The 21,016-nt window shown below is 57.3% G+C and carries 21 protein-coding genes; 13 read left to right on the top strand and 8 right to left on the bottom strand.

The features are described 5' to 3' along the window. Window positions 1-116 precede the first annotated feature (116 nt). Entirely contained in the window at window positions 117-767 is a 651-nt protein-coding gene (locus PD282_RS25520) for a TetR/AcrR family transcriptional regulator (RefSeq protein WP_274654420.1), read from the top strand. Further along, window positions 764-2,059 carry an MFS transporter gene (locus PD282_RS25515; protein WP_274654418.1) on the top strand — a complete coding sequence of 432 codons (1,296 nt, stop codon included), beginning with the start codon at window positions 764-766 and terminating at the stop codon, window positions 2,057-2,059. Before PD282_RS25520 ends, PD282_RS25515 begins: the two co-directional genes overlap by 4 nt. A 159-nt stretch (window positions 2,060-2,218) precedes the next feature. Here the strand turns inward: PD282_RS25515 and PD282_RS25510 are convergent, their stop codons facing one another. From PD282_RS25510 to PD282_RS25485, 6 genes are all read right to left on the bottom strand, one after another. Then, window positions 2,219-3,703, bottom strand: a complete 1,485-nt coding sequence (locus PD282_RS25510) for an Lsa family ABC-F type ribosomal protection protein (protein ID WP_274654416.1) — start codon at window positions 3,701-3,703, stop codon at window positions 2,219-2,221. A 394-nt stretch (window positions 3,704-4,097) separates the two neighbouring features. Further along, window positions 4,098-5,207, bottom strand: coding sequence for a styrene monooxygenase/indole monooxygenase family protein (locus tag PD282_RS25505; RefSeq protein WP_274654414.1), 1,110 nt, complete (start codon window positions 5,205-5,207; stop codon window positions 4,098-4,100). Window positions 5,208-5,428: 221 nt separating this feature from the next. Continuing rightward, the gene (locus PD282_RS25500) at window positions 5,429-5,728 is read right to left on the bottom strand and encodes a hypothetical protein (RefSeq protein WP_274654412.1); all 300 of its coding nucleotides are present in this window, start codon (window positions 5,726-5,728) and stop codon (window positions 5,429-5,431) included. Between the two features lie 6 nt (window positions 5,729-5,734). Further along, window positions 5,735-6,928, bottom strand: a complete 1,194-nt coding sequence (locus tag PD282_RS25495; RefSeq protein WP_274654410.1) for a Ger(x)C family spore germination protein — start codon at window positions 6,926-6,928, stop codon at window positions 5,735-5,737. Next, window positions 6,925-8,025: a GerAB/ArcD/ProY family transporter gene (locus tag PD282_RS25490; RefSeq protein WP_274654408.1), complete on the bottom strand. Its 1,101-nt coding sequence runs from the start codon at window positions 8,023-8,025 to the stop codon at window positions 6,925-6,927. Before PD282_RS25490 ends, PD282_RS25495 begins: the two co-directional genes overlap by 4 nt. Next, complete coding sequence (locus tag PD282_RS25485) at window positions 8,012-9,577, bottom strand: spore germination protein (RefSeq protein ID WP_338045230.1); 1,566 nt, start codon at window positions 9,575-9,577, stop codon at window positions 8,012-8,014. The genes PD282_RS25490 and PD282_RS25485 overlap by 14 nt, the downstream gene beginning before the upstream one ends. Before the next feature lie 164 nt (window positions 9,578-9,741). On the opposite strand from PD282_RS25485, the gene PD282_RS25480 reads away from it, so the two are divergent. After that, window positions 9,742-10,254, top strand: coding sequence for a CBO0543 family protein (locus tag PD282_RS25480; RefSeq protein ID WP_274654406.1), 513 nt, complete (start codon window positions 9,742-9,744; stop codon window positions 10,252-10,254). A 105-nt stretch (window positions 10,255-10,359) separates the two neighbouring features. Next, entirely contained in the window at window positions 10,360-11,214 is an 855-nt protein-coding gene (locus tag PD282_RS25475) for a DUF72 domain-containing protein (protein WP_274654404.1), read from the top strand. On the opposite strand, the gene PD282_RS25470 is transcribed toward PD282_RS25475, so the two are convergent. Further along, a complete protein-coding gene (locus PD282_RS25470) occupies window positions 11,211-11,849 on the bottom strand; it encodes a DsbA family oxidoreductase (protein WP_274654403.1) in 639 nt (212 codons plus the stop codon). The two genes, PD282_RS25475 and PD282_RS25470, sit on opposite strands and share 4 nt — an antisense overlap. Window positions 11,850-12,121: 272 nt before the next feature. Between PD282_RS25470 and PD282_RS25465 the strand changes: the two genes are divergently transcribed. The 6 genes from PD282_RS25465 to PD282_RS25440 all read left to right on the top strand — a co-directional run bounded on the left by PD282_RS25465 (window position 12,122) and on the right by PD282_RS25440 (window position 17,556). Then, window positions 12,122-12,565, top strand: a complete 444-nt coding sequence (locus PD282_RS25465; RefSeq protein ID WP_274654402.1) for an RrF2 family transcriptional regulator — start codon at window positions 12,122-12,124, stop codon at window positions 12,563-12,565. A 56-nt stretch (window positions 12,566-12,621) separates the two neighbouring features. Further along, the gene (trxA, locus tag PD282_RS25460; protein WP_274654401.1) at window positions 12,622-12,933 is read left to right on the top strand and encodes a thioredoxin; all 312 of its coding nucleotides are present in this window, start codon (window positions 12,622-12,624) and stop codon (window positions 12,931-12,933) included. Between the two features lie 258 nt (window positions 12,934-13,191). Further along, window positions 13,192-13,863 carry a response regulator transcription factor gene (locus PD282_RS25455; RefSeq protein ID WP_274654399.1) on the top strand — a complete coding sequence of 224 codons (672 nt, stop codon included), beginning with the start codon at window positions 13,192-13,194 and terminating at the stop codon, window positions 13,861-13,863. Continuing rightward, entirely contained in the window at window positions 13,860-15,260 is a 1,401-nt protein-coding gene (locus tag PD282_RS25450; RefSeq protein WP_274654397.1) for a HAMP domain-containing sensor histidine kinase, read from the top strand. Before PD282_RS25455 ends, PD282_RS25450 begins: the two co-directional genes overlap by 4 nt. An 81-nt stretch (window positions 15,261-15,341) precedes the next feature. Next, entirely contained in the window at window positions 15,342-16,508 is a 1,167-nt protein-coding gene (locus PD282_RS25445; RefSeq protein ID WP_274654395.1) for an iron-containing alcohol dehydrogenase, read from the top strand. A 118-nt stretch (window positions 16,509-16,626) separates the two neighbouring features. After that, window positions 16,627-17,556 carry a phosphotransferase family protein gene (locus PD282_RS25440; RefSeq protein ID WP_274654393.1) on the top strand — a complete coding sequence of 310 codons (930 nt, stop codon included), beginning with the start codon at window positions 16,627-16,629 and terminating at the stop codon, window positions 17,554-17,556. Window positions 17,557-17,612: 56 nt separating this feature from the next. Here the strand turns inward: PD282_RS25440 and PD282_RS25435 are convergent, their stop codons facing one another. Next, window positions 17,613-17,804: a hypothetical protein gene (locus PD282_RS25435; RefSeq protein ID WP_274654391.1), complete on the bottom strand. Its 192-nt coding sequence runs from the start codon at window positions 17,802-17,804 to the stop codon at window positions 17,613-17,615. Window positions 17,805-17,981: 177 nt separating this feature from the next. Here PD282_RS25435 and PD282_RS25430 point away from each other — a divergent pair, with 177 nt between their 5' ends. The 3 genes from PD282_RS25430 to PD282_RS25420 all read left to right on the top strand — a co-directional run bounded on the left by PD282_RS25430 (window position 17,982) and on the right by PD282_RS25420 (window position 20,996). Further along, entirely contained in the window at window positions 17,982-18,263 is a 282-nt protein-coding gene (locus PD282_RS25430) for a hypothetical protein (RefSeq protein ID WP_274654389.1), read from the top strand. A gap of 154 nt (window positions 18,264-18,417) precedes the next feature. After that, window positions 18,418-19,239 (top strand): response regulator transcription factor, encoded by an 822-nt coding sequence (locus PD282_RS25425; RefSeq protein WP_274654387.1) that lies wholly within the window; start codon window positions 18,418-18,420, stop codon window positions 19,237-19,239. Beyond that, complete coding sequence (locus PD282_RS25420; protein WP_274654386.1) at window positions 19,239-20,996, top strand: sensor histidine kinase; 1,758 nt, start codon at window positions 19,239-19,241, stop codon at window positions 20,994-20,996. The genes PD282_RS25425 and PD282_RS25420 overlap by 1 nt, the downstream gene beginning before the upstream one ends. Window positions 20,997-21,016: the final 20 nt, after the last annotated feature.

Below are 21,016 nucleotides of genomic sequence, written 5' to 3'. Positions count from 1 at the left end.
TGAAAGGCCGATTCCAACGGAATCGGTCTCTTTAATTTTGATGCGGCTTATTTACAGCGACACACATGTCGTTTATAATAACGACATAAATGTCGTTTTTAAGGGAGGTTCAGAGCATGTCGCCGAAGGTATCGGAAGCGCATAAGGATTCGAAACGGGCGGAAATCGTGGAGGCCGCAAAACGCGTATTTATCCGGAAAGGCTACCAGGCGGCCACGATGAAGGATGTCGTGGAAGAATCGGGCATGAGCAGGGGGGGCGTCTACTTGTATTTCTCCTCCACGGAAGACATGATGCTGGAAATCGTGGCGGAGTCCGAGGAGGAGGATGAACAGTGGGTGCGGACGGCGCTTGAATCGGGGGGCTCAGTCTGGGAATCGCTGAAAGAGCTGTTTTACCGGGTCGAACAGGAAGCCGAACGGATTTCGGAGACGATGATTCCGGCCACGATCGAATTTTTCGTCATCGCCCGCCAAAGCGGCAAGTTTGCCGGTCTGATGCAGCAGCGCTACGAGCGGGCCGTGCGGCTGTTGGGGGAGCTGGTTAAGCGGGGAGTGGAGACGGGCGAGTTCCGGCCGGTCGTGCCGGCGGAAGCGGCGTCGAGAGCGATTATCGGCTTCAGCGACAGCCTGATGATCGGCGCCGCGCAGGTCGGTTACGAAGCGGCGGCGACGCATATGCAGACCGGGACAGTCCTGATTTCGCTGGAGCATTTGCTGCAGGTCCAGAAGCTCGGAAGCGGCACGAAGGGGGAGCGGAGCGAATGAAGGAGCTTTTTCGCAACGGCGTGTTTGTCAAGCTGTTCGCGGCGTCGTTTGCTTCGCAAATGGGCGCGACGATCGGGAATATGGCGTTCGCCTTCTACCTGCTCGACCGGTTCTCCAGCCAGCCTGCATACGCATCGCTGGCCGAGTTGATGTACGCGCTGCCGACGCTCTTCGTTTTCTTTATCGTCGGCGTGCTTGCCGACCGGTTCGACCGCCAGCGGATCGCCGAGTATTCGGGCTGGATCCGCGTCCTGCTGACGGCGGTGCTGCTTGGCACAATCGCCGCGGGCTGGATACCCCTCGTGTTTGCGGTCTTGTTTCTGCGCTCGGCGGTGTCGAAATTTTACGGGCCGGCCGAATCGGCGATGCTGCAGGGCATTATGCCGGAGGAGCAGTACGCACAAGCATCCGGGCTCAATCAGATGGTAATGGGCGTGTTCATGCTGTTCGGCGTCGGGCTTGGCGCGGCGGCTTACCAAACGGTGGGCGTATACGGCGCCGTCGCGGCCGACGGCTGCGGGCTGATCCTCTCGGCGCTGCTCGTGCGGGCATGCCGCATCGACCGGTCCGTCCGCCTTCCCGCCGGCGAGTCCTCCTGGCGTGAGCTGGGGCTGAAGGCGGTATGGAGCGATTTTCGCGACGGGCTCAAGTATGTCTTGGGCAACCGGCTGCTGCTTGCGCTGGTGTCCGGCTTCCTGCTGTTCGGGCTGCTGAACGGAGCGTTTGCTGTGCTGCCGGTTTTCACGATGAAATATAAGCTGGAGCCGGACGCTTATGAGCGCTTCGCTTCGCTGTTTGCGGTTTTTCTCGGCGTCGGCTTCCTGATCGGCAGCGCGGCCGGGGCGCTCCTCGCCAAAAAGCTGAAGCCCCATATTGTTATGATCGCGGGGCTGCTCGTGACGGCGGGCCTCGTCGGCGCGATGGCGGGAACGCCGAATGTGTGGGTTTACCTGACGCTGGTGCTCGTTACGGGCGCCGTCCTTGCGCCGCTCAATATCGCCATCGGCGGCTGGCTGCCGCAAATCGCGGAGCCGGCCATGATGGGGCGCGTTACCGCCTGGATCGACCCCGTGCTGATGCTCGGGCAATCGGTCGCGCTCGGTGTGATTTCGGCGTTATACCCGCGGTCGCTCTCGCTTGAATGGATCTATATCGCGGTTGCGGCCGTCGTGCTGATTTCGTTCGTCTATTATGCGGCGACGCTGCCCCGTCTGGCGCGGTCGGCAAGCGGCGCGCAGCGGCACGGCGCTCCTGCCGAAGGCGCGGAAATGCCCGCCGGCGGCGGCAGCTGAGCTGCATCATTCACCCCGGTACCGGTCATACGTTTGTTTGGGCTGCAGCAACAATAAACGGAGCCGCGCGGTTTTGGCGGGCTCCGTTTTCGCATAGGTGACATTTCAAACGTTGATATTCATCATCTGCAGCCTCAACGTCAACTTTCCGGATGTGAGTCAAACGTTCAGTTCCACGCTTTTTGTTGCGATATGATGACAAAACTCACGGTCGTGCTCCACAAAAAGGATCGTCGGCGAATGCTCCAGCAGCAGCTCTTCGATTTGCATCCGGGACAGGACGTCGACAAAATTGAGCGGTTCGTCCCAAACATGCAAATGAGCTCGTTCGCAGAGGCTTTTTGCAATCAGAACCTTCTTCTTTTGACCGCCGCTAAAAGATGCGATGTCCTTTTCGAATTGCAGGCGCGAAAAATCGAGTTTTCTCAAAATCGCTTTGAATAAGCTTTCGTCAATCCCGCTGGTTCTGGCGAAATCCGACAAATCACCCCGCAGCTGCGAGGTATCTTGTGAAACGTAGGAAATTTGCATCTGACTCCCTTTTCGAAACACGCCGGAATAAGGGATCTCTTCGCCGCAAATCAGCTTGAGCAAACTGGATTTGCCCGAGCCGTTCGGACCGGAGATCGCGATGCGGTCCCCTTGCTCGACCGTAAAGCTGACGTCGCGGCAAACGTTTTTTTCGCCGTAACGTATCGAAACGCGGTCAAGCTCGACCAATTGGTGCTTATGATAAGCCAGCTGCGATATTTTCAGGCTTTCCGAGCTATCGACGTTTTTCAGAAGCTGGGATCGTTCCTCGATTGCGGAATGCTGTCTCTGCTCGATCGATTTGGACCGTTTCATCATTTTGGCGGCCTTGTGCCCGATGTATCCTTTGTCGACCTTGGAGCCGGAGTTACGGGTGCCGTTTTTCGTTTTTTCTACTTCGTTCGACCAGCTGCTCGTTCGCTTAGCCGCTTCGGACAGCCTCTTGATGTCCTTCTTCAGCTTCTCGTTCTCGGCCAGTTCGAAAAGGTCCTGCCGCTGTTTATTGTCCCACCAGTCTGAGAAATTTCCTTTCTGAATGTCGATATCGGTCTTATTGATCGAAATGATGTGGTCGACGCAGTTGTCGAGAAACGCCCGATCGTGCGACACCAGGATAAACCCGCTTTTGCCGTTCAAATAATCGCTTACCAGCTTCCGGGCATGCAGATCCAGATGATTGGTCGGCTCGTCGATCAGCAAAAAGCGGTTTTCCTTCAAAAACAGGACCGCCAGCAGCACCTTCGTTTGCTCTCCGTTGGACAGCGAGCCGAACGGCCGGTACAGCACATCCTCGGACAGCTTGAGCAGCGAAAACTCGCGCATGAGCCGCCAGTGCTCATAGTCCGGATCGATGCTCTCGACCACATCGTACGTCAGGTTCTCCTTATGTTCGACATGGAACGGGAAATACTCGAAGCTGACGTTGGAGGAAATCGTTCCGCTGTATTCGTACTTGCCGAGCAGCAGATGGAGAAACGTCGTTTTGCCCCGGCCGTTCCTCCCCGTAAAGCCCAATTTCCAGTCCGTATCGATTTGTAAGCTGACATGCTCAAAAATATTGTCGTAACTGCCGTCATAGGCAAATGTTAAATCGGTTACCTTGATCAAGGACATGGCGTTAAACCTCCTTGGCACAAATAAAAAAGAGCCGCAAGAAAGTTGACCTTTCTTACAGCTCAAAAAAAGCAAACCTAACCCTTCGCCGAGTCGGATCGAATATTTTTTGAGTGAAAAGAATAAGGTAACTTTCTTGCCGGTAAAGAACAAAACAGAGGCTGCGAAAACTTGTTTTATTCTTTAAACCTAAGCAAGAAATATTACATTATCCTCTTCAACTCCTGTCGTCAAATATTAGCGTCATTTTAACATACCCGTTATTTCATTACAACAACTTAAGAGTGGTAAGCATTCATCGGCTTCAAAAGAAGGCACAGCTAAACTGTCCGTTCGTAGGAACAATCATGGCAAAATGATCCGGATCGTGCAGACGGCGACCGTACTGCCCGGGTTACGTGCCGAATAAGGCTGCGTGAGCCGTCGACGGCGCTTCGAACCAATGGACGATCTTGTCGGCCGCGCTTTGATCCGCTGCCGCCTGCATCAGCATGTTCACCACGTGCCCCGGCAGCGGGCCGGTCATCGCGTTGGTCCACTCCGTTACCTCTTTCACGTAAGTGCGGACGCGGTTCCAATAATCGGCGCCGACGGTTTCGTCCCACGGGGAGTCCCTGCGCTCCAGGAGCGTTTCGTACAGCCGGTCCGCGCAATAGGATGCGGTATTGCAGCCCTGGCCCGTGATCGGATCGGCCAGGATGGCGCTGTCCCCGCAGCCGAGCACCAAGGTTCCGTTCCGCATCGCGTAAGGCCGGCGCACGACCGGGGTGATGGCGGTCAGCAGGTAAGCCTGCTCGTCCGCAAGCGAGAATTGCCCGGGATCGAGGCGGCCGAATATATCGGGAAACGATTCCTTCAGGATGCTCTCCATCCGGTTTTGGAAATCCTGAGGCGTCTTCACTCCTTTAAAAGCATCCAGCGCCCCTTCGGGAACCGCCTCGACGAATAAAACGGTTACCGGTCCGGATTCCGACAAGGCGGGAATTTCAAACATTTCGCCGACGCCTGGAACGACCGTAATCGAAACGCCCTCGGGCCGGACCGGGGCGACGCCTTTAAAATAGCCGACGGCGCATTTTCGCTGCGGGGTTTGAAACGGCGTCAATTCGGGCTCGACCGGGAAAGGGGCAAGCGGCCCGGATTTGCCGGAAGCATCGATCAAGAGCTCGTACGAACCGGCCAGCTCGTTCAAATCGTCCGGTGTTACGCGGGTTTTTCGAAAGGTTACCCCCTGCCGCTCCAAGTCTTCCATGACCCGGGCAAAAGCGAGCCGCTGATCCACGGAAGCCGCTGCATGCGTCAGCCGGCCGATAAACAGCTTCTGCGGCCCCAGGCTGAAATGGATCGTCTTGATGGGAGGCGCGTCGTCCTGGTCCGGCATCCGGAAGCGCCGCTCCCGGTCGAGCGCCGGATGGAAGTGGACCTGCGTCGACCGGATTCTTCCGCTCCGAATCTCGGACGGGTCCTCGTAATGCAAAATCGTCACGTCAAAATCGTTTTTCAATGCATAACCAAGCTGCAGACCCGCGGTGCCGCTGCCGATAATGGCAATCCGTTTTTTGCTGATGGTTGTCTCCTCCTTTGGCGTACGATCGCTTCTAGAATATCGAACATTCGGCAGGAACAGAAGGGAAATTTTTCTTCAAATTGGAGGCTGGAGGTATATGAAAAAGCCGCGGAATCTTGTTACATGAAGAGGCGGCGGCTTTCATGAAAATCGCTGCATTACGGCAGGGGAGCGGAGCCGTCGCCGTCAGCCGTTCCCGTGACGGTTGCTTGTGTGCTGGCGTTCTTGCTCTCGCCGCTCATCTGCCGCTTATCGCCGTACTGCCCGTCGCCTTTTGCCCGCTCGCCGCCGCCGAAATCATCGTCCCGGTTGCGGGCGGCATGCTTTTTCCACGGCGGATCGCCGTCCTCGTGCAGCTTCCGGTTCACCCTGTACACACAGAACGGGACGGCAAACGACAGGATCGTGCAGAACAGGATCGTTCCCGACGGCAGAACGCCTATTATCGCGCTCCACACCAGCCGTCACCTCCTTTCGGATTCGTTGATGTCCCCGATGCGACGGAGGCTAACCTTCGCCTTGACTTCGATTTTCGCATCCGCAAACAGGTTCTCGCCCCGGTCCCAGTCGGAGGCGATCGGCTTCCATTCGCGGTACTTGTTTTGCCGCAAATATTCGCCGAGCCCGAGCGCATCCAGTTTATATTCCTTTTGCAGCGTCCTGATCGTCAGCTTCGCAACCTTTTCGATTTGCTCCTCGAATTTCGTTTGGAGCTTTTCAAAATTTTCGGGGTTATTCAGATCGTTGTCCCGTACCGACTTGGTCAATGTCCCTTCCGTCCGGATCCGGATGTCGAAGGTGTACCGGCCGAGCTTGTCCCGTTTTGCCCGGATCGAACGGCTCGCCCGCTCAAGATCGAAGGCGATCGATTTGCCGTTGTACTCCGTCTGCACGATCCCGCCCTTGACCTGATTTCTTAAAAAATTAAGCCCCTGCGTTTCAGCCCCGTTCAGCATGCCGACGAGCCGGTGGCGTTCTCCCTCGAACAGGGCGGCGCCGATCAGGGAGATGCGGCCGTCCTTCACGCGGACCCGCTGGATCGTGAAGCTGCTGCTGCCGAGCATCAGCCCGTGAATATCGCCGATGCGCGACACCGGCACCATGTAATTGCTTTTCCTCGTATTGCCGATGGCGGATTCGACGAACGCGACCGGATACGTCTCGATCGGCGGTTTCTCTTTCATGATTTCGCCAGCGCCGCGGTCGGCGATCAGCACATGCATATCCCTGCGCATCTCGTTATCGCGCAGGAAGAAGTCGAGAATATCGGCGAAGTCGGCGTCCTCGCGCGCGACCTCCGCGGAAATGACGATCAGCTTCAAATGCTCGTAATACGGGGCGCGGCTCGTTGCCGTCGCCAAACGCGCGGACAGTGCGTTGATGGAGCTCTCTTTTACGGCCAAATTGAAATAACTTCGCGTCGCCGACGTGCCCTCTTCACCGGATCCGGAGCCCTTCAGCCCGGCCGGCACGATAAACTGAAACGTCCCGAGCATGCGTTCGCCGACCGAATAATGCTTCTCCGGATCCGCATTTTGCGGCGACCGGTCGATGGCGACGCCGACGACGAACCCCCGCTGGTCGATCTCGACCCGGTCCCAGCATCCGGCGAGCAGCGCGAAAATGACCGCAATGGCGGCAGCTTGGAGCAATTTCACGGCTTCACCCCCCGGAGCTTCGCGAGCGCATAAAGCAGGCACGGCACCAGCACGGCCGCGACCGCTCCGAAATACGTCATATACATGCCGAAGGCTTCGAATTCGTTCAGGTTGCGCGGCAGCATACACGCCAAATAAATCGTCGGGCAGAGAATCAGGATCCATGTCATTTTGCCGACGCGCTTCAAGATCGAGCCGAGCGCATATACCGTGACGTCGAACGCCATGCAGGCGGTGTTGAAGATCGTCATGATCCAGATCGTAAAAAACAGCGATTCGAACCGCTCGAAAAATTCGCCGGGGATTTGCGCTTCCTTTGCCAGCTCGATGACCGGATACGTAATCTCCATCAGCGCTTGATGGGTAAAGACACCGACGCAAATCATATAAATGACCAGATAGAACAGCACCGGGATAAGCAGGCCGACAACGACCGCCTGCGGTGCTTTTTTCGGCTTCTCCATCATCGTGCTGTAAAACAGGATCGCTTCGAAGCCGAGCATGGAGCTCATCGTCTGCAGCGCCCCTTTCGTAATACCGTGCCAGTCCGTGATGAAGAACGGCTTCAAGTCGTTGTAATCGAAAATGCCGATGCTGAAAATGAGCACCGCCAGGGCAATCACGATGACCAGCGGCAGGAACAGCATATTGAGCCGGATAATGCCTTCGCGGGACCCCGAGACGGCATAGGCGACCACGAGCAGAAACGCCAGCGCGATATATTCGACCGGCGTCCGGTCGAAAATGTACTGCTTCGATATGTTGGCGATCGCCCTGACTTCATACGCGCAGTAGAGCATGAAATAAAGCGAAATGCAGACGGTGATGGCCGCGGCGGCGGGCGCCGAAACCAGCTCGGCCGCAACGGCGTAGAAGCCCCGGTCCTGCAGCAGGACGCAAAATTTGGCCAGAATCCAGCCGAACAGGACGGCCGCGGCGCCGGCAATGGCAATCGAGATCCAGCCATCGGACGATTCGGTCGATTCCGCGATAAGCCGGGGCATCGTCAGGATGCCGACGCCGACGATAATCGACGATACGCTGAAGGAAACCTCGCGCGGGCCGATCAGGTTGTTCCCGTATTCAAACCATTTCATCGCGCTCACCGCTTTGGTTCCCGCTTAGCCTCGTTGGATCGACCGGATCGATGATTTCCGGCCGTTTTTTCAGCATCGTTGCCGGAGCGCGCAGGATGAGGTCGTTCCAGTCCTTGAAGAAAAACGGAGCGAACGGCGAGGAATACGGAACGCCGAAGCTCTTTAAATTGACGAAGTGGATATTGATCATGATATAAGCGAGCACGATGCCGTAAAGGCCGAACACCGCGGCCGCCAGCATGATCACGAACCGGATGAGCCGCAGCGCGATCGCGAACGAATACGACGGGAACGAAAAGGACGAAATGGCCGTCACGGCGACGACGATGACCATAATCGGGCTGACGATGCCCGCCGCCACAGCCGCTTCCCCGATCACGAGACCGCCGACGATGCCGATCGTCTGCCCGATCGGCTTGGGCAGCCGGACTCCCGCTTCCCGCAGCAGCTCCAGCGTCGCCTCCATTGTGAACGCTTCGACGACGGCCGGGAAGGGAACCCCTTCGCGGGCGCCGGCGATTGAGAAGGCGAGCTTGGACGGAATGAGCCCGTGATGAAACTCGAGCAGTGCGATATACAGCGCGGGCAGAAAGGTTGCGATAAACGCGGCAATCATCCGCAGGGCGCGGGTGGCCGTCGAAATCAGCCAATGCTGATAGAAGTCTTCCGGCGATTGAATATTGGAAGAGAACGTAATCGGAAAAATGAGGGCGAAAGGGTCTCCGTCCACGAGAACGGCGAGACGCCCCTGAAACAGTCCGCCGGCGACCTTGTCCGGCCGCTCGGTATTGATCATGAGCGGGAAGGGGGTGAGAAAGCTGTCCGAGATAAATTGCTCGACGGTGCCGGAGCCGGTGATGTCGTCGACATCGATGCTTTGGAGCCGCCGCACCGCCTCTTCCTTCAGCTGCGGATTGGCGATGCCGTCGATGTACGCCAGCACCACGTCGCGTCTGGAGCGGCGTCCGATTTTATACGATTCGTACCGCAGCCGGCTGTCCCGCACGATTCGGCGCACGAGCGCGGTATTGGTGCGGATGTCCTCGGTGAACCCTTCCCGCGAGCCGCGAATGATCGATTCCGTCTGCGGCTCTTCGACGCTGCGGCTTTTCCAGCCCTTGCTGTCGAGAACGATCACCCTGCTGCAGCCGTCCACGAACAGGGCGGCGTTCCCCTCCAAAATGCCGTTGACCGCTTCATCCATCGACTCGGCGGTCTGAATTTCGATCACCGACAGCACTTCCTGCTCGATCAGCCGGGCCAGCTGATCGGGAGCGGGCGTTTCTTTTCCGGTAAAATACTTCATCAGCGGCTTCAGCACCTGTTCGTTGATCAGGCTTTTATCGACGAGCCCGTCGATGCAGATGAGCGCGCACGAATGGCTGGATTCCCCGATGGCGAACGATCTGACCGACAGATCCGCAGGCGAGCCGAGCAGCCGCTTGATCGTCTCGGCGTTCTCGGCCGACCCGGCCGTGAGCGGGGGCATCGGGGCGCTGTCGATAAAGGCGCGCCGTCCGGCCGAGCTTTGCTTGCTTGGCTGCTTCAGCACCGCTATCCCCTCCCTGGTTCGGTTTGCTCCCTTTAGCTTGACCGGAGGCTGGCAATTTTATCCCGCGGAGGAAGCCCGGCCCGGTCCCCAAGACGCCTCTAGCGCATAAATCGGCCGAACAAGGGCATTGATATGGAGAAACGAAAGCGGAAGAGGTAAAAGGCATGCATGTTGCGATCGCTGCGGGCGCTCTGCTGGCAAGCTTGATATGGGGAGACTGGAGACGCTGGCGGGATTACCGGCCGGCGATGATGTATTTTGCGATCGGCAATTTGCTGTACCTGTATTTGTGCTCGGGCCATATGCTGTGGACGCTGAAGCCCGATCTGTTTCCGAAATCCGTTCTGACCGAAGTCATCTATACATTTGTAACGTTTCCGCTGACGGCGCTGCTTTTTTTGTCGAATTACCCGAAAAGGACGGCGGCGGTCATTTTTCACTATGTGCAGTGGATCGCGCTGTATGCCGGCGTGGAATGGCTGCTCAGCCTGACGGGGCGTATTGTTTATTCGAACGGGTGGAGCTTTTGGTGGTCGCTTCTTTTTGACGTGACGTTATTTCCGATGCTGCGGCTGTTCTACAGGCGCGAGCTGCTGGCTTATGTCTTTTCCGTCGGCTTGACGATTTTGTGGCTCGTGCTGTTCCGGGTTCCCATGAACGGGGCGCCTGCCCAGTGACGGGACGGACAACGATGACTTGGCTGGATGTGGCCGAAAAAGGTGGATGCAGGGCGCAAAGTGCGGTACATTTAACGGTAAATGGCTGAAAAAGAGGAGGCCGTCATGATTCAGGTCGGACTGGCCGGCTGGGGCGATCACGAGGAGCTGTACGGGGCGGGCGTTCCGGCCCGGGACAAGCTTAAGGCGTACAGCCGTTATTTCCGCATCGTGGAGGTCGACAGCTCGTTTTATGCCGTACATAAGCCGGAGCTGATGGAGCGGTGGGCGGCCGAAACGCCGGAGGGCTTTTCGTTTATTGTCAAAGCTTATCAGGGGATGACGGGGCATTTGCGCGGCGGGCATGCCTTCGAGGACGATGTGGCGATGTACCGGGCGTTCATTCAGTCGATCGAGCCGCTGCGGCAGGCGGGAAAGCTGAAGGCGGTGCTCTTTCAATATCCGCCGTGGTTCCGGTGCGACAGGACGAACGTGGCGCTGCTGCGGGCGGCGAAGGAGCGGATGGACGGCATTCCGGCTGCGCTCGAGTTTCGCCATCAAAGCTGGTTCGAAGGCGGCATGCGGGAGAAAACGCTGGCCTTCATGAAGCGGGCCGGATGGGCGCACAGCATTTGCGACGAGCCTCAGGTGCTTCCCGGTTCGGTGCCGGTCGTGCCGGAGGTCACCGACGACGAGCTTACGGTCGTCCGTTTCCACGGGCGCAACGCCGCGGGCTGGAACGCCGCCAGCGCGCCGAACTGGCGCGAGGTGCGGTACCTGTACCGGTATTCGGCGGACGAGCTGGCGGAGTGGGCGGAGCGGCTGCGCCGGCTCGAGGACCAAACCAAGGAAATATACGTTATTTTCAATAATAATTCGGGCGGCGACGCCGCGGCGAATGCGCTGGAGCTGATGGCGCTGCTCGGTCAGGAAACGAAGCCGGCGGCGCCGATCCAGCTCGATCTGTTCGACCTGCCTTAAGCGTCGGCGACCTTCTTCAGCAGCTCGGCCAGCTGCTCGGCAGGATAGGCGCCCGACAGCGAGAAGCGGTTGTTGAACACGAAGAAAGGGACCCCGGTTACGCCGAGCCGCTCCGCCAGCTGCAGGTCGGCGTCGACCTGCGCCTCGCCGGCGGTTTCCTCCGTCCGCAGGAGGGAGGCGGCGTCCGCGGCTTCGGGACCGATGGCGGCCGCCAGCGCTTCGAGCGTCTCCAGGCGGGCGATATCCGCTCCGTCCTCGAAATAAGCGCGGAACAGCGCTTCCACCGTCTCGGCCTGCAGCCGCTCGGGCGTCAGCTTCACGAGGCGGTGCGCCAGCTTCGTGTTCGGCAGCCGGGTAATCCGGTCGTAACGAAACGTCACGCCGACGGCTGCGCCGGCCTCGGTTACGCGCTGCGCCGCGCGGAGCGCGCCCTCCTGGCCGCCCATTTTCGTCTCCATCGCTTCGGCGAAGGGAAGCCCTTCACGCGGCACGGTCGGATCGAGCTGGAAAGCCCGGTAAGTAACCGCCGCCGTTTCGCCTCCCTGCGCCGCCCACAGCTCGAGCGCTTTCGTTAAATTGCTTTTGCCGATTCTGCACCAGGGGCAGACGATATCGGAATAAACGTCGATTTGCATATGCGATCGATCCTCCTTGCTATTCAATGATCGGGAATTCATTCCGGATTCCCGCCGAAGGCGTACAGCTTCATGCTATAGCAGCCCCTGCGCAAAAGCAAGCAACGGCGCCTATTCCAGGCCGGACTTCACGAGGCTGCAGCAGGGCGGCAGACGTTATCTTCCATGTATAGCATCGATGCCTGGTGCCATAAAATAAATTCGGCCGCGCTGGTTGACAAACTTAACTGTAACTGATATTATTACAGTACAAAGCGGGGTGCCGTAAAGCAATGAACAGCGAATTCACGATTGCCGTCCACAGTTTGGTATTTCTGGCTTACAAGCCGGAGCATATGGCCTCCAGCGAGGAAATCGCGGGCAATGTATCCACCAATCCGGCTCGAATACGCAAAGTGATGAGCTGTTTGAGGCGAGGCGGTTACGTCGATACGCGGGAAGGCGCTGGCGGCGGCTACAAGCTGACGCTCAACCCGGCGGACGTCACCCTGGCTGACATTTACCGGCTCATGGCGCAGGGCTCCGTCATTCCGAGCTGGTGCTCCGGCGATCCCGACATGGACTGCGTCGTCGGCTCCAATATGCGGGAAGTGATGGACGGCATTTTCTGCAGGGCGGAGAAGCAGCTGGAGCGGTATTTCGACGGCATTACGATTTCCGACGTGCTCGGGCAAATCCGCGCATGCGAGGAAACGGTCAGCTCGCCGCCGGTGTGACGGGATACTCCCTTCTCATACATGAGAACCATACTTTTTGGAGAGGATGATTGGTTATGGCAACGGCATTGACGAAAGATACCTTTAATCAAACGATCGAGAACGGCGTAACGCTTGTCGATTTTTGGGCACCTTGGTGCGGACCTTGCAAAATGCAGCTCCCGATCGTGGAAGAGCTGTCGACGGAATTGAGCGGCAAGGCGAACATCGCGAAAATCAACGTAGATGAAGAGCCGGAGATCGCTTCCCAATTCGGCGTGATGAGCATCCCGACGCTTATTTTGTTCAAAGACGGACAACCGGTTGACAAAATGGTCGGCCTGCAGTCGAAGGACGCGCTGAAAAACAAAATCGAAGGCCAGCTGTAAGTTTCGTTGGCGGAGATCCGGAAAGAGCGGCAGCGGAGGGTTAAACCTTCGCCGGCCGCTTTTTTAATGTTGTTCGCCTTAAGTCCTGCCGCCGAAAAGACGCTCATGCCGTTTCTTCTTGGTCGTCTCCGCCCCGGATCGGAGCTGCAGCTGCAGGCAATGCCCTTGCCGGCCGCGAAATTTAAACGACATTTAAACTTTCCTTCCGGCGCCGGTTTGCTATCATGAGAGAAAACCTTCACGGGCGGGTGATGTGACGTGAAAAAGATTTTATACATCGAAGACGATCCGGAAATCGGCCGCTGGACGAAGGACGATCTGGAGAAGCGCGGCTTCGCCGTCGAGTGGCTGACCTCCGGGGACGGCGCGCCGGAACGGGCGGCGGATGCGGATATCGTCGTGCTCGACGTCATGCTGCCGGGGCTCGACGGCTTTACGGTCGGGCAGCGCTTGAAGCGGGAAGCGCCGCAGACGCCGATTCTGATGCTGTCCGCGCGCGCGGCGGTCGACGATAAACTGCAGGGACTGCGGTTCGCCGACGATTATGTGACGAAGCCGTTTCATCCGGACGAGCTGGCGGCGCGAATCGAGGTGCTGCTGCGCCGTTTCGGCCCGAATGCCGGGCAGGAAATCCGGCTGAAGCATCTTGCGGTCGTACCGGAACTGCAGACCGTCGTCGACAGCCGGACGGGGAAGGAAATTCCGCTGACGGCCAAGCAGCTGCAAATCCTGCTCTATTTTCTGAAGCACCCGAACCAGATATTGACGAAAGAGCAAATTTACGAGGCCGTCTGGGGCGAGCCGTACATGGAGGGCGACAAGACGGTGATGGTGCATATTCGCTACCTTCGGGAGAAAATCGAGCTCGACCCCGGCGAGCCGGCGGTTATTGAGACCATCCGCGGCCTCGGCTACCGGGTGAAGCAATGAATTTCAAGCTGAAAAACTCGCTGCTGGCGCAATATTTGCTGATCATCCTGTGCGCGCTCGTCGTGATTCCGTTCTCGATTCTCGTCGTTACGCTTTCCGCTTCCCTGCCGGGCTGGCTCGGCGGCATCCATACAGGCGCCGGTGAGAACCGGTATCAAAACGGACTGCAGCTCGAGGAGATGTGGCATCAGGAAGCCGCCAAGCTCGGCGGCGCTTCTTCCGCCGCGATCGAGAGCCGGCTGCGCGAGCTGAAAAACGACTATCCCGAGGCGCGAATGTTCTGGGTGGACGGGACCGGCTCGCTCAAGCTGCAGCTGCCGGACGGAGGCTCGCTGCCGTCGGTCTGGACGCCGGCCTTTACCGCCCGGTTCATGCAGGAGCGCAGCGGCGGCGATCCGTTCACGGTGGTCGCCCTGATCGGGAAGGAGGAGCGGCAAGGCTTCATCGTGTTCGAGGTGCCGCGGAGGCTGCTGAAGACGCCGGGCGCGCGGCTTTGGGAGCACTATGGCGTTCTATTCGTGACCGGTACGCTCCTGATCCTCGGCCTGTTCCTGCTCGGCTCGCTGCTGTTCTTTAACCGCATCCGCAGGAGGCTCGTTCGGCTGCAGTCCGCTATGAACGCCCCGTCCGAAAGCGGAATTCCGGCGAAGGTGGAGGCGCTGAACGCTGATGAAATCGGCCGGCTGGAAGGCTCGTTTAACGACATGATCGGCAAGCTGGAGGCAAGCCGCCGGCGCGAGACCGAAGAAGAGGTTCTGCGCCGCGACCTGATCGCCAAGCTGTCGCATGATCTGCGCACGCCGCTGACGACGATTCGCAGCCATGCGTACGGGCTTCGAATCGAGCCGCTGACCGCGAGAGGGATGGAATCCGTCGAGCTGATCGAGCGGAGAATCGGGTATTTGAGCCAGCTGATCGAGAATCTGTTTTCCTATTCGCTGCTGGCTGCCCGCAAATATCCGTATCGGCCGCGGCAGGTGGATATCGTGCGGATGGCGCGGACGCTGTTTGCCGGCTGGTATCCGGTGTTCGAGCAGGAGGGCTTCGCGATCGACATCGACCTGCCGGAGGAGCCGCTTGTCTGGACGATTGACCCGGAGTGGCTCGAACGCGTGCTCGACAATTACTGCCAAAATGTGCGGCGCCACGCTAAATCCGGCCGGTATATCCGTCTCGGCGTCCTGCCGGAGCACGGCGGGTGCATCGTCATCGCCGACCGCGGGCCGGGCATGAGCGGGGAATCGGCCGAGAAGGGAGCGGGTCTCGGCCTGTCCATCGCAGCGCTCATGCTGAAGGAGATGGGATTGCGCGCCGATATCCGCAGCGGCAGGGAAGGGACGGAGATCGTCATCGGGCATGAGCAGGCGCAATTCGGTATATCGAAACTTTTCTCTTGATGAACCGGTGGCCATGCGTTACATTTTTCCATACAGGGAAATCGATTCGAATCTTACGGCTGCGGGAGGGAGAAGGATATAATGGATTACCGATTTTTCATGCCGACCCGGGTGGAATGCGGAGCGGGCATGTCCGAACGAACCGGGGAGTTTCTGGCTTCCGCCGGCGTCCGCAAGGCGCTTGTCGTCACCGACGCGGGCATCGTCCAAGCGAATATGCTTGGCCCCATTACGGAATCGTTGAGCCGGCACGGGCTCGAATTTGCCGTTTTCGACCGGGTGGAGCCCAATCCGAGCGCGGAAAGCATCATGGAGGGGCTGGCTTATCTGAAGGAAACGGGCTGCGACGGCATTCTCGCCTTCGGGGGCGGCAGCAGCATCGATACGGCCAAAGGCATTGCGGTGATGTCCGCGAATCCGGGACATATTCTCGATTATGAAGGAGTCGGCAAGCTGACGAGGCCCGGTCTGCCGCTGACCGCGGTTCCGACGACGGCGGGAACGGGCAGCGAGGTAACGGCCTCGACGATTGTCACCAATCTCGCGACCAAGTTCAAAGCGGCGGTCATCAGCCCGTACCTGTTTCCGCAGCTGGCGATTCTCGATCCGCTGCTGACCGTGAAGCTCCCGCAGCCGATTACCGCGGCAACCGGCATGGACGCGCTGACTCACGCCATCGAATCGTATACGTCGAAGGCGGCCAGCCCGGTCAGCCAGTCGTTCGCGATTTCCGCCGTCCGGATGATCGCGGGTCATATCGAAAAAGCGTATTTCGCCGGCTCTGACGTCCACAGCCGCGAGCAGATGCTGGTCGCGTCCATGATGGCCGGCGCCTCTTTCGCCCAATCGAGGCTGGGCAACGTGCATGCGATTTCCCATACGCTGGGCGGCATCTTCAATATTGCCCACGGCATCGCCAACGCCACGCTGCTCCCCTATGTCATGAAATTTAATTTGCCCGCCTGCCCGGAACATATGGCCGATATCGCCCGGGCGCTCGGCTGCGATACGACCGGAGCCGATACCCGCCGCGCCGGCGAAATGGCGGTCGAGGCTGTAACGCAGCTCAACAGAAGCTTGAATATTCCGGCCAGCATCCGGGAGCTCGGGGTCGACCTGAAGCTGCTCGACAAAATGGTCGAGGATTCGATGCGCAGCGGCAATGTCCTGATCAATCCCCGGCTGACGACAGCCGCCGATATCCGCCGGATTATCGAGCATGCTTACAGCGGAGATTTGGAGTTATAATCGGGCGACCCGGCATACGATCGGAGAATGCGGCAGAATCGTCATATACCGTAATTCATAGCCGATTTATCTGAACGAACAATGGAACAGTTTTATATAAACGAGGGGAGTGCGGGCGATGACGGCATACGAAAAACCAAGCTTGGCCATCAGCGAGGTTGAGAGCGTATTGAAGACTCATTTCCGTTCGAAAACGGAAGCGATAACCCCGCTCGCGGGAGGGAACCTGAGCCTGGTGTTCTCCTTCAGCCATGAGGGGAAAGGATACGTCATTAAATTCAGCGACCTGGAGGGGGCGTACCAGACCGAACGTTACATTTCGGATCTGCTGTCAGGCCAGGCGGGTATACCGTACCCCCGGTGTGTCGGGCAGGGGAAAACCGGCCCCCTCGCCTATTCCATCATGGAACGGATGGATGGCCGCAATCTGGCGGATTTTCCGGCGGAGCAGCAGATTCGCCGGCTTCCGGAGCTGATCCGGATTTTGACGCATTTAAACCAAGTGGATGTCGGAACGACAAGCGGCTACGGGTGGATCCGGCCCGACGGCAGCGGAGCCTATCGGACCTGGAAGGAATATGCGGCGGCCTCATTTGCGGAGGACCAAACCGGGACCTTTTGGGAAAACTGGTACGACTTATTTCAAAGCACGTGTCTGGAAAAAGACGTGTTCGACGAATGCTACAGCCGTTTAATGGCTTACATACCTTACAATGAGCCTCATCGCGGCTTTATCCACGGCGATTTTCACCAATGGAATATTTTATCTGACGGCACGCGCATAACCGGGATCATAGACGGCAACTGTGCATACGGCGATTTTCTCGTCGATCTGGCCATTTTCGACCGTCACATGGCGGGACGGGGGGTCGTTCAAGCCTATCTAGAGTACCAGGAGCAGATGGGAATCGCGATCCCGAATTTCAACGAGCGGTTAACGGGAGCCTATTATTTCAAAGGCATGGACGGGCTTCGTTTTTATGCCAAAATGGGGTGGAAGGATGCCTATTTCGGTACGCGTAACTTTCTTCTCGGCTTGAACCGCTGAGATAGGCTTCTCTCCCTATTCGTTCGAAAAAAGGCGCAGCGCTTTTTTCCTGCCGTTCATTTCGGCCCATTTCTTAGGGGAAATGCCCTCTTTATTTGCTTTATTGAAGTCCGCTCCAAACCGCACAAATAATGAAGTGCATTTTTTCCGTCTTTCTCCGACCAGCCGATCCATTTGGCATCTTTTTGGAGCATTTCCTTGACGACGGCAAGCTCTGCATTTTTTACAGCCCGGATGAATCCGTTCATTGGCACCATTCCCTCCGCATTCATTTTCCAACCAGTCAAGCAAAGCCAGTATAATCATTCCGTATGAACGATGAAAACTCCTCTTTGGAATAGGTTGTCATTTAAAATGCTTTATTGTAAAATATTTACAATTATGATAAAAATCATTCAAGTGAACATCACAAGGAGGGGAAATGGTTGAACGCGATTCAACGCGAAATGAACGAGCTGAAAGAGGGAGAAGTTCGGGCGGTGCTTCAAGAGCTTCTGCAAGTGATCGGGCATGCGGCGCATCAGGGAGACGAAGAGCGGAAAACGCTTGCGCAGCAGGGGATGCACCTCGGTCGATTACCTCTACGATCAGGGACGGCTTGTACGGTCCGTGAAGTGACTCGGCTTAACCCCGAAAATGAACATGTGGAGCAGCGTGCCGCGGCAGCTGCTTCACTTTCTTTTGTGGAAGGAGTGCCAATTATTTGATCGGCCCGGTTGAAGAAACACGGAGCTCCGAAGTACTATGAGGGTACATACTAGTCATAGTAGTTGTAAACAAGCTTCAAATTTTTGAAAACGCTTACGAAAGAGACTGCCGGATCCTTTAGACGACTATTTTCGCGAAAAAGGGGGCCATGACGTGATCAGCATTATTATTGCCGACGACGAGCCGATCACCAGACAAGGTTTATCGATTCTTCCGTGGGAGGAGGAAGGGTTCGTTTTGGCGGGAGTGGCCGACAACGGGCTCGAGGCGCTTGAGCTCGTCCGCGTCAGCGGATCGGATATTTTATTGACCGATATCCGGATGCCCTTCATGGACGGCCTTGAATTAATCGAAAACGCCAGGCATGAATTTCCGCAGCTGAAGGTTATTTTTATTACCGCTTACCATGAGCTGGATTATGCCTTGAAGGCGATTCAGCTTGGCGCTTCCGGCTTCGTGCTGAAGCCGACCGACCCGGATGAAATCATGCACGAGTGCCGGAAAGCGAAGCAGTCCATCGAGAGCGAACGGGAACGGAAGAAGGATCACGAGCATATGCGCCACCGGCTGGAGGAATATCAGTTCATGCTGGAGGGCAAGGTGATGAAGGACAGCGTTTCCGGCTGCGGCAACAGCGTGATCGGGAGCATCCTGCAGGAGATGGAAACCGGCTATATGGAGGAGCTTACGCTCCAGCAATTTTCGCAGCGGTATCATTTTCACCCCGATTATTTGACTCGTTTGTTTAAGAAGGAAACCGGCGACAATTTCGTGAATGTGCTGGCTCGCATCCGGATGCAGAAGGCAGCCGCCCTGCTGGCCGATCCGTCCATCAAGGTCTATGAAATTGCGGAACGTGTCGGCTTCCGCGATGCCCGGTATTTCGGCCAAATGTTCAAAAAACGTTACGGCGTCACGCCGCACGGATTCCGCCAGCGGTTGTCGACGGGACAGGCGGAAACGGAGGAATTCTGATGCGCGAGACGATCCTCGCGGCGAAGCTGAAGAAGCTCAGCGCCGATCTCAGCATTCGCCATAAGCTCTTTATCGCCTTTCTGCTGCTCAATTTCATTCCGCTTGCCCTGATCGGCACGCTGACCTACCAGAAATCGAACGCGCTCATCCAGGAGAAAACGAACGATTATACGTCGGATCTGCTGAGCGAGGTCAGCAAAAATATCGAGCTGAATCTGCGCGAGATCAACCGGCTGTATTACGCGATTTTTACGAATCCGGAGGTGCGGCGGGCGCTGGTGCAGGCTAATACGGGGCAGCTGTCCATGGTCGATTATTTGACGCTTGCCAATCAGGTGAGCCAAATTTTGTACGCTGCGGTCATCGACCGCGAAGATATCGAAGCCGTGCATCTCGTTTCCTTGCATGGGGACGTGTTTCAAACGGGAGACAAGCCGTTTTCGCCCCCGCTGAATATGGCGGATTGGGACCGGATTATGAACAATAAGGGCAATCTGATCTGGGTGAACCCGGTGCATGACCCGCTTCTCCTCGTGGGCGGAAGCTCGATTTACGATGTCGATAACCTGAAGAAGATCGGTTATTTTATTCTGGATTACAAGCGAAACGCCCTGTACGACGATTACAAGCATATTCCGGGACAGCTGTTCATCATCGATCAGAACGGGCAAACGATTTCGGGCGGCCATGAGGAGAAAGGCGAGATTCGGCCGGGCTTACCTTCCCGGAATCGGATCATAAAGGGAGGCGGGCAGGGGAGCTTCGCCGAAACGGTCGACGGCCGCAGGCTAATCATCGTCTACCGTCAAATCAAAGATACGGGCTGGAAGCTTGTCAGCGTCATTCCCGCCGAGAACTACTCGCTTCAGTCGACGATCCTGAAAAAATGGATGCTCGTTATTTTTCTGTCGGTGTTCGTGCTTGCGATTATGCTGGCCTATTACACGTCGAACAGCATTTCAAGACCGATCCGGCAGCTGTCGGCCATGATGAAGAACGTCGAACGGGGCCGTCTCGACGTCAGCTTCCACTACAATTCCCGCAACGAAATCGGCATTTTAAGCCGCAACTTCAACCGCATGATCATGCGGATCAGCTACCTCATCAATCAGGTTTACCAGGAAGAGCTGCTGAAGCAGCGCTCCCAATTAAAAACCCTCATGCTGCAAATCAACCCTCATTTTCTGTTCAACACGCTCGAAACGATGAATTGGCTGGCGCGCATCCAGGGAGCTCCCGACGTCGGCAAGCTGTCCAAAATGCTGGGCGATCTGATGCGTGAAGCGATCAAGGGGAAAGAAATGGTGACCCTCGACCGGGAAATCACGAATGTAGGGAAGTATGTCTATATCCAGAAATACCGGTATGCCGACCGATTCGACATCGATATCGACATGCATCCGGATACGCTCAAAACCATTGTCCCCCCTTTCATTTTGCAGCCCTTGATCGAAAATGCGATCGTTCACGGCTTGAACATGAAGCCGGGCAAAGGCAGGGTGGAAATCCGCGGCCGTTTCCAGGGTGACGATCTGGTGCTCACCGTCTCCGACGACGGCCCGGGAATCGAACCGTCCCGGCTGTCCGAGATTCAGTCGGCGCTGTCCAGGCTGCCGGACAATTTCGAGACGGGCATCGGGCTGATGAACGTTCATCAGCGCATTCAGCTTCATTACGGGAAATCCTACGGTCTCTCCGTCCGGAGCGCCCCCGGCAGCGGGACCATCGTTCAAATCACGCTGCCGAGGGATAAGTAGTCGGAATCTTCAACCTAAAA

Source organism: Paenibacillus humicola, from assembly GCF_028826105.1.
Classification (GTDB): domain Bacteria; phylum Bacillota; class Bacilli; order Paenibacillales; family Paenibacillaceae; genus Paenibacillus_Z; species Paenibacillus_Z humicola.
This window is presented reverse-complemented; position numbering and strand designations above follow the sequence as displayed.